The sequence below is a fragment of the Streptomyces sp. NBC_00193 genome (assembly GCF_026342735.1).
GTDB classification, from domain to species: domain Bacteria; phylum Actinomycetota; class Actinomycetes; order Streptomycetales; family Streptomycetaceae; genus Streptomyces; species Streptomyces stoeckheimensis.
The window spans coordinates 5,187,313-5,200,816 of the sequence record NZ_JAPEMM010000001.1 but is presented as its reverse complement, the minus strand read 5'-3'; the positions used below and the strand labels follow the sequence as shown (position 1 = coordinate 5,200,816).

The window sequence follows — 13,504 nt, the reverse complement described above, 5'->3', positions numbered from 1 at the left end:
CTCGCCGCCCCGCCGCACCCCCCTCGCGCATTCGCACCGGCCCCCGCACGCTCCGGCCGTTCCCCCTGGTCAGCGGCGCCCATTGGTCCTTCTGCTGACGCAATTCGGCGCCCTTGGTCGGGAAAGCACATTGCCCCTGTGGAGGGGGACGGTTTGGATTGCCGAATGACATCCACGCTCGACGGTTGTACGCCCTGGCCCGAGGAATTCGTCGACTACTACTGGGCGTCCGGCCACTGGCGGGGCAACACGCTGGACAACCTGCTGCGCGGCTGGGCCCTGCAGTACGGACCGCGGACCGCGCTCGCCCACGGCGACACCCGCATCACGTACGCGGCCCTGAACCGCCGCGTGGGCCGGATGGCCGCCGGGTTCCGGCTGCGCGGCCTGCGGACCGGGCAGCGGGTCCTCGTCCAGCTGCCCGCCATTCCCGAGCTCGTCGTCACCGTGTTCGCCCTGATGCGCGCCGGCGCGGTCCCCGTGCTCTGCCCGGTCTCGCACCGGGCGCCCGAGGTGTCCCACGTGGTCCAGGTCTCCGAGGCCACCGGCTACGTCGGCCCCCCGACGTACCGGGGCTTCGACCACACGGCGATGGCCGCCGAGATCGCGGCGCAAGGCCCCTTCCTGCGCCGGGTGTTCACCTTCGAGCCGCCGGGCACCTCGGACCCGTACGGCGGCTTCACGACCGACACGGCGGGCTGTCACTACTTCCCGCTGAACTCCCTCGACTCGCCGCCCGAACCGGCGCTCGCGCTGACCGCCGGCCAGGTGGCGTTCTTCCTGCTCTCCGACGCTCCCGGCGAGGCGCCCGAGCTGGTTCCGCGCACCCACAACGACTACGCCTACCAGGCGCGGGCCGCGGCCGAGCTGGTGTCGCTCACCCAGGACGACGTGTACCTCGCCGCGCTGCCCTCCGATCTCAACCTGGCCTTCGGCGGCCCCGGCATCATCGGCACGCTGACCGTCGGCGGCACCGTCGTCCTGGTCGAGGACCAGGAACCCGCCGCGTGCCTGGAGGCCGTCGAGCGCGAGCGGGTCACCGTCGCCGCGGTGACGCCGGCCGCGGCCCGGCACTGGCTCGACGCGCGTGCCGGGGCCGGGGCCGGGGCTGACGTGAGCAGCCTGCGCCTCGTGCAGATCGGCGGCAACACCCCGCCCCTGGAGCGCGCGACCGCCGAGCGGGTGGCCGCCGAGTGGGACTGCCGCCTCCAGCAGGTCTTCGCCGCGCCCGAAGGGCTGCTCACCCTCACCCGGCCCGACGATCCGGACGAGACCGTGCTCACGACGCAGGGCCGTCCGCTCTCCCCCGACGATCAGATCCGTGTCGTCGACGCCGACGGCAAGGAACTCCCGGACGGGAAGCCGGGCGAACTCCTGGCCCGCGGCCCCTACACCGCCCGCGGCTACTACCGGGCTCCCGGCCTCAACGCGCGCTCCTTCACCCCCGACGGGTACCTGCGCACCGGCGTCCTCGCGCGGCGCACGCCGGACGGCAACCTGGTGGTGGCGGGTCGCCTGGAAGGCGCTTCGCAGCCGCTCGGCCTGGGGTGATCCCCCGCCCGGGCCGTGACGGGCAGGGCCGGGCTGGACTCCGGTCCCGGGCCCCGGCGCGGGCCCCGGCGCGTCAGTCCAGGACGCGCGCGAGGTACGCGTGCATCATGGCGCGCGTTTCGGCGACGATGTCGGCGTCGCCGTCCGGGTCGTTGCGGAAGGCCAGCTGGATCAGGGCGTCCGTGGCCTCGACCGCGACCAGCACGGCCCGTTCCAGGGCGGCGTCCGGGGTGAGGGCGAGGTGGGCGCCGAGGAGTTCGGTGAGGCGGACGGCGACCAGGTGGTTGGGGTCGGAGGCCGGCCCCTCGGGCGGCGGCGCCGGCACCCCGAAGTCGACGAGGGCGAAGCCGGGCACGCTGCGCTTCATGACCAGGTACTCGTCCAGCACCGCGTCGACGACCGGGCGCCAGTCGGTGTCCGGGAGGTCCGCGAGACGCTGCTCGATGCCGTCGGCGTACTGGTCGAGGTTGCGGTGGGCCAGGGCGATGGCCATGGCCCGCTTGTTGCCGAAGAACCGGTAGACCGAACCGATCGGCACGCCGGCCCGCAGGGCCACGGCCCGGGTGCTGAGGTTCTCGTACCCGGTCTCGTCAAGGAGCTCCGCGCAGGCGTCGAGGATCCGGGCGAGGCGGTCGGCGCTGCGCTGCTGGATCGGCGTCCGGCGCAGGGGGTGGGCTGGGGGCACGGGGTCCATCATGCCGCTCCTGGGTTCACGGTTCGGCGGCGGTACCGGTTCGGCCGCCTCAGTTCAGCAGCAGGCTGAGGCCGCCCACGGTGTACGTGATCATCAGCGCGAGCAGCGGGAGTTGCCCGACGACGGCTTTCGCGGGCGGGAAGAGGCGTACGGAGCGGTCGTGCGCGGCGATCACCCCGAGGACGTGGCCGGTCACGACGGCGATCACCTGGAGGGCGGCGAGGCCGCCGGGATCCAAGGGGGACAAGGGTTCCGGGGCGTTGTCAGTACCCACTGCCATGATGACTGTGCGTGGCCCTTCGGTTACCAGGAGGGAGAAGTAGTGGGCGACGAGATAGCCGAGGGCGATCGGCACGAGTGAGTGCGCGAAGGCGGTCAGCGGGCCGGGGTGCGGGCCGCAGACGAGGCGGGTGACCGCCGCGCAGAGGCAGTAGAGGGCGGCGACGAGGGCGATGGCGCCGGCGAGTCCGAGGGTGGCGGCCGGAGTGCGGCCGAGGGGGGAGGTCTGGATCGCGTTGATCCATGAGGGGTTGTCGGAGAAGCCGTCGTAGGCGGTGGATCCGAGCAGGACGCAGACGGTGGCGACGAGTCCGGGCCGCTCGGGTGTCGCGTCGAGTCCGTGGAAGGGGTTACGGAGGACCAGGCGGCCGTCGCTGCGACGGCCGAGGGGGGAGAGCCGGGCCAGGAGGGCGGAGTACGCCTCGAAGGCGTCTCCGTCGGCGAACCAGCGTTCGCCGTAGCGGGCGGCGAACAGGAGTTGGACGGCGGCGTAGCCGGTCAGGGCGATCAGGAGGGTGGTGGTGGAGGCGGGATCGGGAGAGACGAGTTCGAGCCAGGTGAAGGCGAAGAGCCCGGCGGCGGCCGGCCATTGCCCCAGCCGGGCGGGGAGCGGGCGGTGCGATCGGGGCTCCGGGCCAGGGGGATCCACGCCGAGGGGATCCACGTCGGGGGAATCCATGCCGGGGGAATCCATGCCGGGGGAATCCGGCACCACGGCGAGGTGCGGTGCCGGGGGCCGCGGGCTCCGGGAGGAGCGTGCGGCGGTCTTGGCGGCGCCGGCGGCAACTGCGGCTGCGGGACGGGCCGTACGGAGCCTCCCCGCGAGCCGGGCGAGCAGGCGGTGCAGGGTGCGGAGGGGGTTGAGGAGGCGCCAGACGGGGCCGAGGAGGAGGGAGGCGGGGACGAGGCCGACCCAGAGCAGGACGTAGACGGCGCCGGGTGCGGGGTTGCGGGCGGGGTCGTCGGGGCCGAGGAGGAGGTACAGGAGGACGGCGAGCGAGGCCGCGAGGCCGAGCCCGCGCAGGGCGGTGCGGGTGGCCGGCGCGTCGGCCACCCGCTGGAGCCCCGCGGGCAGGGCCACGCCCGAGCGGTCGCCGCGGAAGCGGGAGGCCGACCAGAGGAGGCCCAGTGCGAGGAAGGAGACGAAGAGTGCGGTGAAGGCACCGGCGAAGGCGTAGAAGGGGGAGATCGGCAGGTCGTGCTGCGAGCCGATGCCGTGCGCGAGCGTCACCGGACGAGGAGTTGGGTCAGGACGAGGTCGGACTCGTGGGTCTCGACCTCGAAGAGGCCCGTGCGGTCGGCCGTCAGGATCAGGGTGGCCTCCTGGCCTGCCGGCAGGGCGAGTTCCTTGTCGAAGCCGTGGACGTGCAGGGTGTCGGCGCGGTCGCTGGTGACCCGCAGGGCCACCCGCTCGCCGCGCGTCAGCTCCACCCGGCCCGGGGCCGGGCTGACCTTGCCGTCCCGCACGGTGATGGTCACCGTGCGGTCGGCGTCCTGCGCGGCCTCCGGGGGCGTGGGGGACGGTGCGGCTGGGGAGTGCGGGTGGCTGGACCGGCCCGACCCGGCGGCGAGTTCGAGGGTCGCTTCGACCGGCTTGCCCGCCACCGCCCAGGCCGTGTGGTCGTCCGCGTAGAGGCGGACGGTCAGGGTGTGCGGGCCGCCGCCCGCCGGCACCTGCGCGGCGGGCAGGTGGAACCAGGGACCGTACAGGCGCGCCAGTTTGCGGCCGTCCAGCTCCAGGTGCGCGTGGCCGGCACCCGGGAGGGCGGCGCCGCCGGCGCTGTCGGGGGTGAAGCGGAAGTTCGCCACCGTCAGCTGGAGGTTCCAGCCGTCCTCGGAGTCCGGCCGGGCGGCGATCCGTACCTCCGGCGCGCCCTCGGCCGGGACCTCGCGGAGCCGGTGGCCGGCGCCGTCGTCGGCGGTGAGCAGGGTGCCGACCTTGCCGGAGGCCTGCTCGTGGGTGGTGCCGGGCTTGTGGTGGGTGGTGGCCCGTCCCCCGCAGCCCGTCGCCGCGCCGCCGGCCAGGAGCAGGGCCAGGGCGAGCAGCGTCGCCGCGCGGCCCGTCCGGCGGGACGGGCCGGGCTGGCGGGACCCGCGGGACAGGTGCGGCGGCGTACCGCAGACGGCGCACGAGGTCCGCCGTTCGGGGCGGCCGCCCGGGTGGCCCGCGTGGTCCGGGTGGTGGCCCGTCACGGCTGGTCTCCCCCGGCTGCGGCGCCGTCCGCGGCCTCGGGACCGGCCTCGGTTTCTGCGCTGCGGGTCGGGGCCGGGCCTGCGGGGACGGGGACCCGGTCGCCGGCCGGGTCTCCACCGGGGCCCGCCGGGCGGGCCGGGGCGCCCCCGGGGCGGGCTGCGGCGATGACGGCCCAGAGGATCCAGACCACCGCGACGAGGGACCGTATCCAGGCGGGGCCGAGCGGGATCCAGGGGATCATCAGGACGGCCTTGTCGAAGGCGTCGAGCAGGGTGAGCGCGCCCAGCAGCAGGGTCAGGCGGGCCAGCCAGGGCCGGGTGGGGCGCAGGGCGAGGCCGGTGCCGGTCCACCACAGGCCGAGGCAGAGCAGGGCCAGCGCCGGGACGAAGGTGCCGACCAGGCCCGTCGTGGAGCCGGCCACGTCCAGGGCCAGGCCCGCGAGGCCGAGCAGCGCGGCCACCCCGGCCGGGCGCGAGTGGCGCAGGCGGCGCCACCACAGGAGGCCGCCGACGAGGAGGAGGACCGCCGCGACGGCCAGGGCGAGCTGGGTCTCCACCCGCTGGAGGCCCCGGGAGCCGTACCAGTCGCAGCCGGCCGGAAGCTTGCGCGCCTGGACGCTGTAGTCGGCGCAGACGAGGAGCTGGGCCAGCTTCACCGGTTCGCCGGCGAGCCGGGCCGAGCCGCCGGAGACCGCGCCGCGGCGCTCGCCGCACTGCGGGAGCGTGCCCGGGGTGGAGCCGTCCGGGCCCTGCTGCCAGCAGTTGCCCCGGCCCTGGCCGTCCCACCACACGTCCATGCCGTTGGGGCGGGAGGCGCCGGACTTGTCCTTGCCCAGGATGTTGCCGGCGTAGCGGTTGTGGTGGGAGGTGTCGGTCTGCTTGGACAGCTCCTCCTCGCCGCGGATGAAGGCGGGCACGGCCGAGAGGAAGAAGCCCGCGCGCTGGTGCCCGTACACCCAGTTGTTCTCGTAGAGGTTCCAGTTGCCGCCGGCGGTGATGATGCCGGTGCCGGGGGGCATGGAGATCTGCGGGCAGACCACGCCCTGCTCGTAGCCGCGCTCGGCGGGCGGTTTGGCGCAGGTGCCGTCCGCGACGTAGTGGTAGTAGTCGGCGTTGTTGTCGTGGATCAGGTTGCGTTCGAAGCGGGCGTGGTTCTGCGGGAGTCCGGGGTGGCCGGGGAAGGCGCTGTCCATCGAGGCGCCGCCCATGTTCTGGTCGAACTCGTTGTCGTGCACGTACACCGAGTCGCCCGCGGTGCCGGAGTAGCCGACCATGTTGTGGTGGCTGCGGCAGCCGGTGATCTCGATGGAGTAGCGGGGGACGTCGTAGCCGCGGCCGTCGTTGATGTCGGAGGCGCTGCCGGGGTAGATGCCGGAGTCGCCGTTGCCGTAGGACTCGCAGTTCTTGTACAGGCCGTGGTCGCTGGCGAAGGTCAGGAAGCCGTACTCGTCGTTCCAGCGGGTCAGTACGTCGTCGATGACGAAGCCGTCGCCCGCGAGGACGTACAGCGAGTTGAAGGTGGTGCGCTGCGCGGTGAAGTTGCGGAAGTAGATGCCGTTGGACTTGTCCGCGCGGATCGCGTTCAGCTTGTGGTACTTGGCGTCGATGACCACGTCCTGGCGGGAGGCCCCGGTGCCTTCGATCTGGAGGCCGGTCTTGCCGAGGATGGCGACGAGGTTCTGGTTGTGGCGGCAGGCCACCTGCTGCTCGTAGGTCAGGATCTGGTAGCCGAGCGAGGAGTTGGGCGCCTTGAGCGAGGCGCACTCCGCGGTCGGCTCGGCGAGCGAGGGCTCCTCCTCGTAGAGGCCGGGGAGGATCGCGATGTTCATGCCCGGGCGGTCCACGGCGTCGACCGCCGCCTGGAGGTCGCGGAAGCCGTTCTTCTCGCAGCGTTCGTAGAGGACGAGGTTGCGCTGCCTGAGGGCGTCGGGGAAGGCGGATATCCGGCGTTCGAAGGCCGGCCGGTCGGTCTTGCAGACGATCAGGTCGGGCTCGCCCGTGCGGTAGGCGGGGACGGAGCCGGAGCCGTCGGGGAGGTCGACGGGGCGCTCCTCGTGCGCGCTCGCGGCGGGCGCGGCGACGAGGAGGGACAGAAGCGCTAGGAGGGCGGCGAGGAGCGCCGCCGGCACGGCAGGAAACCTGCGGGTCCACGACATGCGCGTGAGAGTAGAGGAATGTTCACCTTTTGGGATCCCCTCGCGCAGGAATAGGGCCCCGGCGAGCCAAGTCGTGACCCGGGACCCGCTCCGCACCCGGCCGTCGCGGGGCCGGGACCCGGCCACCGCCCGTCCGGCGGCCGACCATCGCCCGGCCGTCGCCCGGCCACCGCCCTGCTATCGGCCGACTGATCGGAATCCCCCGTTGACGCGCGAGCCCAGGAATCCTACTGTCAGGCATAGGATTCCTTCGGCAGACCGGGAGCGTGCAATGAGCGGCGGCAGCGAGCAGGCCAGGAAGACGGCGGAGGGGCTGGAGTACCTCACCGGCTTCGGCAACGAGCACAGCTCGGAGGCCGTCCCCGGTGCGCTGCCGATCGGGCGGAACTCGCCCCAGCGCTCCCCCCTCGGCCTCTACGCGGAGCAGCTCAGCGGCAGCGCGTTCACCGAGCCGCGTTCCCACAACCGCCGCTCCTGGCTCTACCGGATCCGCCCCTCGGCCGCGCACCCGCGCTTCACCCTGGCCGCGGACAACGGCGCCCTGCGCAGCGCGCCCTTCACGGAGGCCCCGGCCGACCCGAACCGGCTCCGCTGGAACCCGCTGCCCGACCCGGCCCCCGGTACGGATTTCCTGGCGGGCCTGTGGACCCTCGGCGGCAACGGCGACGCCACCCAGCGCTCCGGCATGGCCATCCACCTCTACTCCGCCAACGCCTCCATGACCGACCGGGCCTTCAGCGACTCCGACGGCGAGCTGCTGATCGTCCCCGAGCGCGGCGGGCTGCTCCTGCGCACCGAGTTCGGCCTGCTGAGCGCCCGGCCGGGCGAGATGGCGCTGATCCCGCGCGGGGTCCGCTTCCGCGTGGAGCTCCAGGACGAGACCGCCCGCGGGTACGTCTGCGAGAACTACGGCCGCCCCTTCGAGCTCCCCGACCTGGGCCCCATCGGCGCCAACGGGCTCGCCGCGGCCCGCGATTTCCGTGCGCCGGTGGCCTCGTACGAGGACGCCGAGCGGCCGACCGAGGTGCTGAACAAGTTCTGCGGCAACCTCTGGACCGCCACCTACGACCACTCCCCGCTCGACGTGGTCGCCTGGCACGGCACGCACGTCCCGTACGTCTACGACCTGCGCAGCTTCAACGTCCTCGGTTCCATCAGCTACGACCACCCCGACCCGTCCATCTTCACGGTCCTGACCTCGCCCTCCGACACGGCGGGCCTGGCGGGCGTGGACTTCGTGGTCTTCGCGCCGCGCTGGCTGGTCGGCGAGGACACCTTCCGCCCGCCGTACTTCCACCGCAACGTGATGAGCGAGTACATGGGGCTCATCGACGGCGCCTACGACGCCAAGGCGGAGGGCTTCGTTCCCGGCGGCGGCTCCCTGCACAACATGATGTCCGCGCACGGCCCCGACCGGGAGACCTTCGACCGGGCGAGCGCCGCCGAGCTGAAGCCGCAGAAGATCGACGACGGCCTGGCCTTCATGTTCGAGACCCGCTGGCCGATCACCGCCACCGCCCAGGCGGCCGGCGCGGACCACCTCCAGGGCGGATACGACGACGTCTGGCAGGGGCTGGAGCGCCACTTCCGCGCCTAACATCACGAGCATGCCGCGCGGCGCCGCCACCGCCGCGCCCACACCGTCCTACGGAGAACCACCCGTGACCGCCTTCGCCCCCGACTCGCTGGTACTGAACCGGAAGCTGCCGCTCTGGTACCAGGTCTCCCAGTCGCTGCGCGCCTCGATACTCGGGCGCACGGCCGACGCCTCGCTGCGCCTGCCCACCGAGGAGCAGCTCGCCGAGCACTACGGGGTGAGCGTGCTGACCATGCGGCAGGCGCTCAAGGAGCTGGAGGCAGAGGGGCTCATCAGCCGCCACCGGCGGCGCGGGACCTTCATCGAGCCGGCGGCGCTGCGCGGGGCCCCGGTCCAGCTGCTGGGGTCGGTCGACGCGATCGTGGCGCAGCAGTCGGGCGACCGTACGACGATCCTGGGGCACGAGCGGACGGCGGTGTCCGGGGAGCTGCTGGAGCACTTCCCGGACACCGCCGAGGTGGTCACGTACCGCAGGCTCCGGCACGACAGCGAGAGCGGCGAGCCGACCAACTGGGCGGAGAACGCGGTGCGCCCGGAGCTCGCCGATGCCATCGACCTGGCGGATCTGGAGCGCTGGCCGATGACGAAGGTGCTGCGGGACATCGTGAAGGTGGACATCAGCCGGATCACCGACACGGTGGAGGCGCGGCTCGCCGACCCGCTCACGGCCGAGCTGCTGCGCGTGCCGCTGCTGAGCCCGATCCTGCACTACACGGGCGTCACCTACGACGGCGCCGGCCGGGTGGTCGACGTGGCGCGGATCCGGTACCGCGGGGACCGGTTCTCCTTCACCGTGACCGTCGACGCGCACTGAGCGCACCGCTGCCCGCGCTCGGAGCGGGGGGCTACTTCTGATCGTCCTCCGTTCCGCGCTCGCCCTCCGCCTGGGACGGCGTGGTCCGCTGCGTCTGGGCGTGGCGGAGCTTCTTCTGCTTCTCGTCCAGGTCCTCGTCGAGCCGCTCACCCTCGGCCTGCGACGGGGTCGAGTACTCGTCGTACTGGCTCATGTCCGCCTCCCGGGTCCTGCGTGCAGATCCCTACATAGCGAGCCTAACTCTCCGGCCTGGGCGCGGCCCGGTCACCGGGTGGCGTCGCTACCATCGGCCGGGTGAGCGCTGACGCATCCCCGCGGGACCCGCTGCCGGACGATCCGACCCCGCTGCTGGACGATCTGATGCCCTGGGCCGTGGGCTCCCTGCGCCTGGGACGGGCCTGGGTCGCGGCCCCCGATCCGGCGACCCTGCGTGCCCGGTGGGCCGCCCTGGCCGCCGCCGAGGGCGCCGAGCGGGAGCGGCTGTTCCGCCCGACCCGGGCGCGGAGCACGGGCGCCGGGGCGGCGGCGCTGCCGGGTCAGCGCTCCGGTTCCACGGCCCGCTTCGCGGACACGCCGGGGCCCCGCCCCGACCCCGTACGGATCCTGCGCGAGCCCTTCGACGAACAGTGGCTGCTGCCCGACCAGCGGCTCATCGACCTGGCCCGCCCGGAGCTGTGGCGGGTGCTGGACGAGCACCAGCTGTTCGCCGTGGAGCCGGCGCCGTCGGCGGCGCTGCTGGTCACCGCTCACCTCCCGGCCGGCCGGCTCGGCCGGATCCGCCCGCTGCACCGCCGCCCGGGCGGCGCCGAGCCCAATCTCGCCCCCGGGCTGCAGCACCTGCTCGGCGAGCGGTACGGGACCTGGGTCACCCCCGAGGACGTGCTCTGCTGGATCCTCGCCGCCGGCCGCCCCGGCCCCCGGGGGTACGAGGTCCCCCTCACCGCCGACGCCACGCGCTGGCGGGCCGGGCTGGAGCTGGGCCACCGGCTGCTCTCCGTCCGGCTGCGCGGGGCCCGCGGCGGCGAGGCGCCCCGGCTGCCCGGCGGGCGCCGGCCGTACGTCCGCTCGGCGCTGCCGGCGTGGCCGCGCGAGCTCGCGTACGACCCGGAGAGCGAGACCCTGACGGTCGGGGGCGGCCCGGGCGGCGGCACCGTGTCGCCCGTACCGGCCGGGGCGTGGGAGTACGAGGTCCACGGCGTCCGCGTGCTGGAGTCCTGGTTCGCCGCCCGGCTCGCGCACCGGGACCCGGAGGCCGAGGGGCTGGAAGCGGTGGGTCCGGCCGAGTGGCCGCAGGGCTGGACCTCGGAGCTGCTGGCCCTGGTGACGACCCTGGCGCTGCTGGCCGAACTGGAGCCGGAGCGGGCGGCGTTCGAGGTGGGGCCGACGCTGACCGCCGCCGAGCTGCGGGCGGGCGGGGTGCTGCCGCCGCCGGACTGGGCCCGGCGGCCGGCCTCGGTGCTGGATCACCAGGAGGAGGGGCCGGGCGGGCAGTTCGCGCTGCTCTGAGGCGCGGGGGCCTCGGGGCGGGTGGCCCTGCGGGGCTGTCCCCTACCCGCCCTTCCACCGTTCCCCGGGCTTCGCCCGGCCCCCCCTGGGGCTCCGCCCCGGACCCCGGTCCTCAAACGCCGGACGGCTGAAAAGACTCAAGCGCCGGACAGCTGGAAAGACGTCAGGCGCCCCAGGCGCCCAAGAGGCGTGACACCGAGCGGTCGAACACCGCTGCCGGATCCGGCAGTTCACCCGGGACGCCCGGCGCGGTCGCGAGGACGCCGGCCAGGAGCGGGTACTCCCCCGTCACCAGCCGGGAGCCGAGCCAGGCCGCCCGTACGGCCTGTTCCTCGGCCTCGCTCCAGGGGAGCTGGCGGGCCCGCTCGGCCAGGGCCAGCTCGCCCGCCACGAAGGTGGCGACCGTGCCGTTGACCGCCGCGATCAGTTCCAGCTTCTCTCCGCCCGGAGCGTCCAGCGGCGCCAGGCAGGCCAGGCTGTACTCCAGGTACAGCAGGGCGTTCGGGCCGAATCCGTAGACCGGGCTCAGCAGCCGGGGCAGCCAGGGGTGCCGGTGCATGAGGGCGCGGGTCTGGCGGGCCAGCGCGAGCTGGTCGGCGCGCCAGTCGCCGGTCGGCGGGGCGAGGTCGTACTCCCCGCTGACCGCGTCGACCATCAGCTCGTACAGGTCCTCCTTGCGCGGCACGTAGTTGTAGAGGGACATGGTCCCGGCGCCGATCCCGGCCGCCACGCGCCGCATCGAGACGGCGTCGATCCCCTCCTCGTCGGCGATCCGCACCGCCTCGGCGGCGATCGAGTCGCGGCTGTGGGCGGGCCGGGGGCCGCGGCCGGCCCGCGGCGGGCGGGCCCAGATCACTTCGGGTTCAGCGGAGCGGCCGCTGGGTGTCATCGCTCATCACCTCGTCCATCTCCACCATCGTAGTTACGTACGGCGTACGTAGTCAGGTAGGGTGCACCACATGACTACTACGTACACTGTACTTAGTGAGGGTCTGGAGAAGAGCTACGGACCGGTCCACGCCTTGCGCGGCCTCGACCTCGCCGTACCGCCGGGCACGGTGTGCGGCCTCCTCGGCCCCAACGGCGCGGGCAAGACCACCGCCGTCCGGATCCTCACCACCCTCACCACGCCCACGGCCGGCCGCGCCCTCGTCGCGGGTCACGACGTGACCCGGGACCCGGCCTCCGTCCGGCGCGCCATCGGGGCGACCGGCCAATTCGCCTCCGTCGACGGGGATTTGACCGGCTCCGAGAACCTCCGGCTCTTCGCCCGACTCGCCGGACTGCGCGGCCGGGCCGTCCGGGCCCGCGCCGACGAGCTGCTGGAGGAGTTCGGTCTCACCGAGGCCGCCGACCGGGTGACGGGCACCTGGTCCGGCGGGATGCGCCGGCGCCTCGACCTGGCCGCCGGACTGGTCACCCGGCCCCGCGTGCTGTTCCTCGACGAGCCCACGACCGGCCTCGACCCGGCGGCCCGCGAGCGGATCTGGAAAGCGGTACGCGACCTCGCGCGCGAGGGGACCACCGTGCTGCTCACCACCCAGTACCTGGAGGAGGCCGACCGGATCGCCGACGACATCGTGGTCGTGGACCACGGCCGGGCGGCCGCCACCGGCACCCCTGCCGAGCTCAAGGCCCTGATCGGCGCCTACGCCGAGGTCTGCGTCGACGGGGCCGAGGCGCTCGCGCACGCGGCCGCCGTACTCGACCGGCTGACGGGGGGTCTGCCCGCGCTGGACCGGGAGCGCCTCACCGTCGGCGCGACCGTCCTCGACCCGGGGCTCACGCTGCCGCAGATCGTCCGGGCGCTCGACGCGGCCGGGATCGCCGTCACGGACGCGAGTCTGCGCCCGCCCACCCTCGACGAGGTGTTCCTGCGCCTCACCGGAGCCCGTCCCACCACCGCACTCGAGGAGAACGCCGCATGAGCACCCTGCTGTCCGACGGAGGCGCCGTCCTCACCCGCCAGCTGCAGAAGGCCCGGCACGCCCCGGGCCTGCTGATCCTCACGCAGACCATGCCGGTCACCATGCTGCTGTTCTTCGGCTACGTCTTCGGCAGCGCGCTCGCCATGCCCGGTTCCGAGTACCGGCAGTTCCTGGTCCCCGGGCTGCTCGCCGCCACCGCCGCGAACGGACTGATGACCGGCATGTTCACGGCCGCCCAGGACGCGCACCGCGGGGTGATGGACCGGTTCCGGACCCTGCCGATGAGCCGGAGCGCGGTGCCGCTCGGGCAGACGGCGGCGGACCTGCTGACCACCGGCCTCTCGATGGTGCCGCTGGTCCTGGTGGGGCTGGCCATGGGCTGGCGGGCGGAGAACGGGCTCCCGGGGGCCCTCGGAGCCTTCGGCGTCCTGCTGCTGTTCCGGTTCGCCACCGCGTGGGTGGGGACGTACCTCGGTCTGCTGAGCAAGAGCGAGGAGGCGGCGGGGCAGCTCGGCAGCGCCACCTTCGTCCTGCCGCTGCTCTCCAGCGCGTACCTGCCGACGGCCGGGCTGCCGGGGTGGCTGCGTACGGCCGCCGAGTGGAACCCGATCAGCGCGGTCGCCACGGCCGTGCGCCGGCTCTGCGGGAACGCGGGCGGCGAGGCCGCCGCGGGCGCCGCCTGGCCGGTCGCGCACCCGGTCGCCGGGGCGCTGCTGTGGTCGCTGGTCCTGCTGGCGCTCTTCGTGCCGGCGGCCACGCGCCGGTTCGCGCGTGGCCTCGGCTGAG

General features: G+C 74.1%; 12 protein-coding genes. 6 read left to right on the top strand and 6 right to left on the bottom strand.

Annotated elements, in window-relative coordinates; translation table 11 throughout:
• Positions 1-165 precede the first annotated feature (165 nt).
• Positions 166-1,551, top strand: a complete 1,386-nt coding sequence (locus OG898_RS23180) for an AMP-binding protein (RefSeq protein ID WP_266959003.1) — start codon at positions 166-168, stop codon at positions 1,549-1,551.
• A 73-nt stretch (positions 1,552-1,624) separates the two neighbouring features.
• Here OG898_RS23180 and OG898_RS23175 read toward each other — a convergent pair whose 3' ends face one another.
• From OG898_RS23175 to OG898_RS23160, 4 genes are all read right to left on the bottom strand, one after another.
• On the bottom strand, positions 1,625-2,245 hold the full coding sequence (locus tag OG898_RS23175; protein ID WP_250740406.1) for a TetR/AcrR family transcriptional regulator: 621 nt from the start codon (positions 2,243-2,245) through the stop codon (positions 1,625-1,627).
• 49 nt (positions 2,246-2,294) lie between these two features.
• Positions 2,295-3,755 (bottom strand): hypothetical protein, encoded by a 1,461-nt coding sequence (locus OG898_RS23170; RefSeq protein WP_266959002.1) that lies wholly within the window; start codon positions 3,753-3,755, stop codon positions 2,295-2,297.
• Positions 3,752-4,570 (bottom strand): hypothetical protein, encoded by an 819-nt coding sequence (locus tag OG898_RS23165; protein ID WP_266960401.1) that lies wholly within the window; start codon positions 4,568-4,570, stop codon positions 3,752-3,754. The genes OG898_RS23170 and OG898_RS23165 overlap by 4 nt, the downstream gene beginning before the upstream one ends.
• A 143-nt stretch (positions 4,571-4,713) precedes the next feature.
• Positions 4,714-6,873, bottom strand: a complete 2,160-nt coding sequence (locus OG898_RS23160; RefSeq protein ID WP_266959001.1) for a right-handed parallel beta-helix repeat-containing protein — start codon at positions 6,871-6,873, stop codon at positions 4,714-4,716.
• 271 nt (positions 6,874-7,144) lie between these two features.
• Between OG898_RS23160 and hmgA the strand changes: the two genes are divergently transcribed.
• Together hmgA and OG898_RS23150 are read left to right on the top strand one after the other, a co-directional pair.
• The gene (hmgA, locus tag OG898_RS23155) at positions 7,145-8,470 is read left to right on the top strand and encodes a homogentisate 1,2-dioxygenase (RefSeq protein WP_266959000.1); all 1,326 of its coding nucleotides are present in this window, start codon (positions 7,145-7,147) and stop codon (positions 8,468-8,470) included.
• A 10-nt stretch (positions 8,471-8,480) separates the two neighbouring features.
• Positions 8,481-9,284 (top strand): GntR family transcriptional regulator, encoded by an 804-nt coding sequence (locus OG898_RS23150; RefSeq protein WP_266958999.1) that lies wholly within the window; start codon positions 8,481-8,483, stop codon positions 9,282-9,284.
• 31 nt (positions 9,285-9,315) lie between these two features.
• On the opposite strand, the gene OG898_RS23145 is transcribed toward OG898_RS23150, so the two are convergent.
• Positions 9,316-9,477, bottom strand: a complete 162-nt coding sequence (locus OG898_RS23145; RefSeq protein WP_250740294.1) for a hypothetical protein — start codon at positions 9,475-9,477, stop codon at positions 9,316-9,318.
• A gap of 167 nt (positions 9,478-9,644) precedes the next feature.
• Between OG898_RS23145 and OG898_RS23140 the strand changes: the two genes are divergently transcribed.
• On the top strand, positions 9,645-10,790 hold the full coding sequence (locus tag OG898_RS23140) for a type ISP restriction/modification enzyme (RefSeq protein WP_266960399.1): 1,146 nt from the start codon (positions 9,645-9,647) through the stop codon (positions 10,788-10,790).
• Positions 10,791-10,953: 163 nt separating this feature from the next.
• Here OG898_RS23140 and OG898_RS23135 read toward each other — a convergent pair whose 3' ends face one another.
• The gene (locus OG898_RS23135; RefSeq protein ID WP_266958998.1) at positions 10,954-11,679 is read right to left on the bottom strand and encodes a TetR/AcrR family transcriptional regulator; all 726 of its coding nucleotides are present in this window, start codon (positions 11,677-11,679) and stop codon (positions 10,954-10,956) included.
• 70 nt (positions 11,680-11,749) lie between these two features.
• Between OG898_RS23135 and OG898_RS23130 the strand changes: the two genes are divergently transcribed.
• Both OG898_RS23130 and OG898_RS23125 read left to right on the top strand, forming a co-directional pair.
• Positions 11,750-12,718 (top strand): ATP-binding cassette domain-containing protein, encoded by a 969-nt coding sequence (locus OG898_RS23130; protein WP_266958997.1) that lies wholly within the window; start codon positions 11,750-11,752, stop codon positions 12,716-12,718.
• A complete protein-coding gene (locus OG898_RS23125) occupies positions 12,715-13,503 on the top strand; it encodes an ABC transporter permease (protein ID WP_266958995.1) in 789 nt (262 codons plus the stop codon). Before OG898_RS23130 ends, OG898_RS23125 begins: the two co-directional genes overlap by 4 nt.
• The last annotated feature ends 1 nt before the right edge of the window (position 13,504 follow it).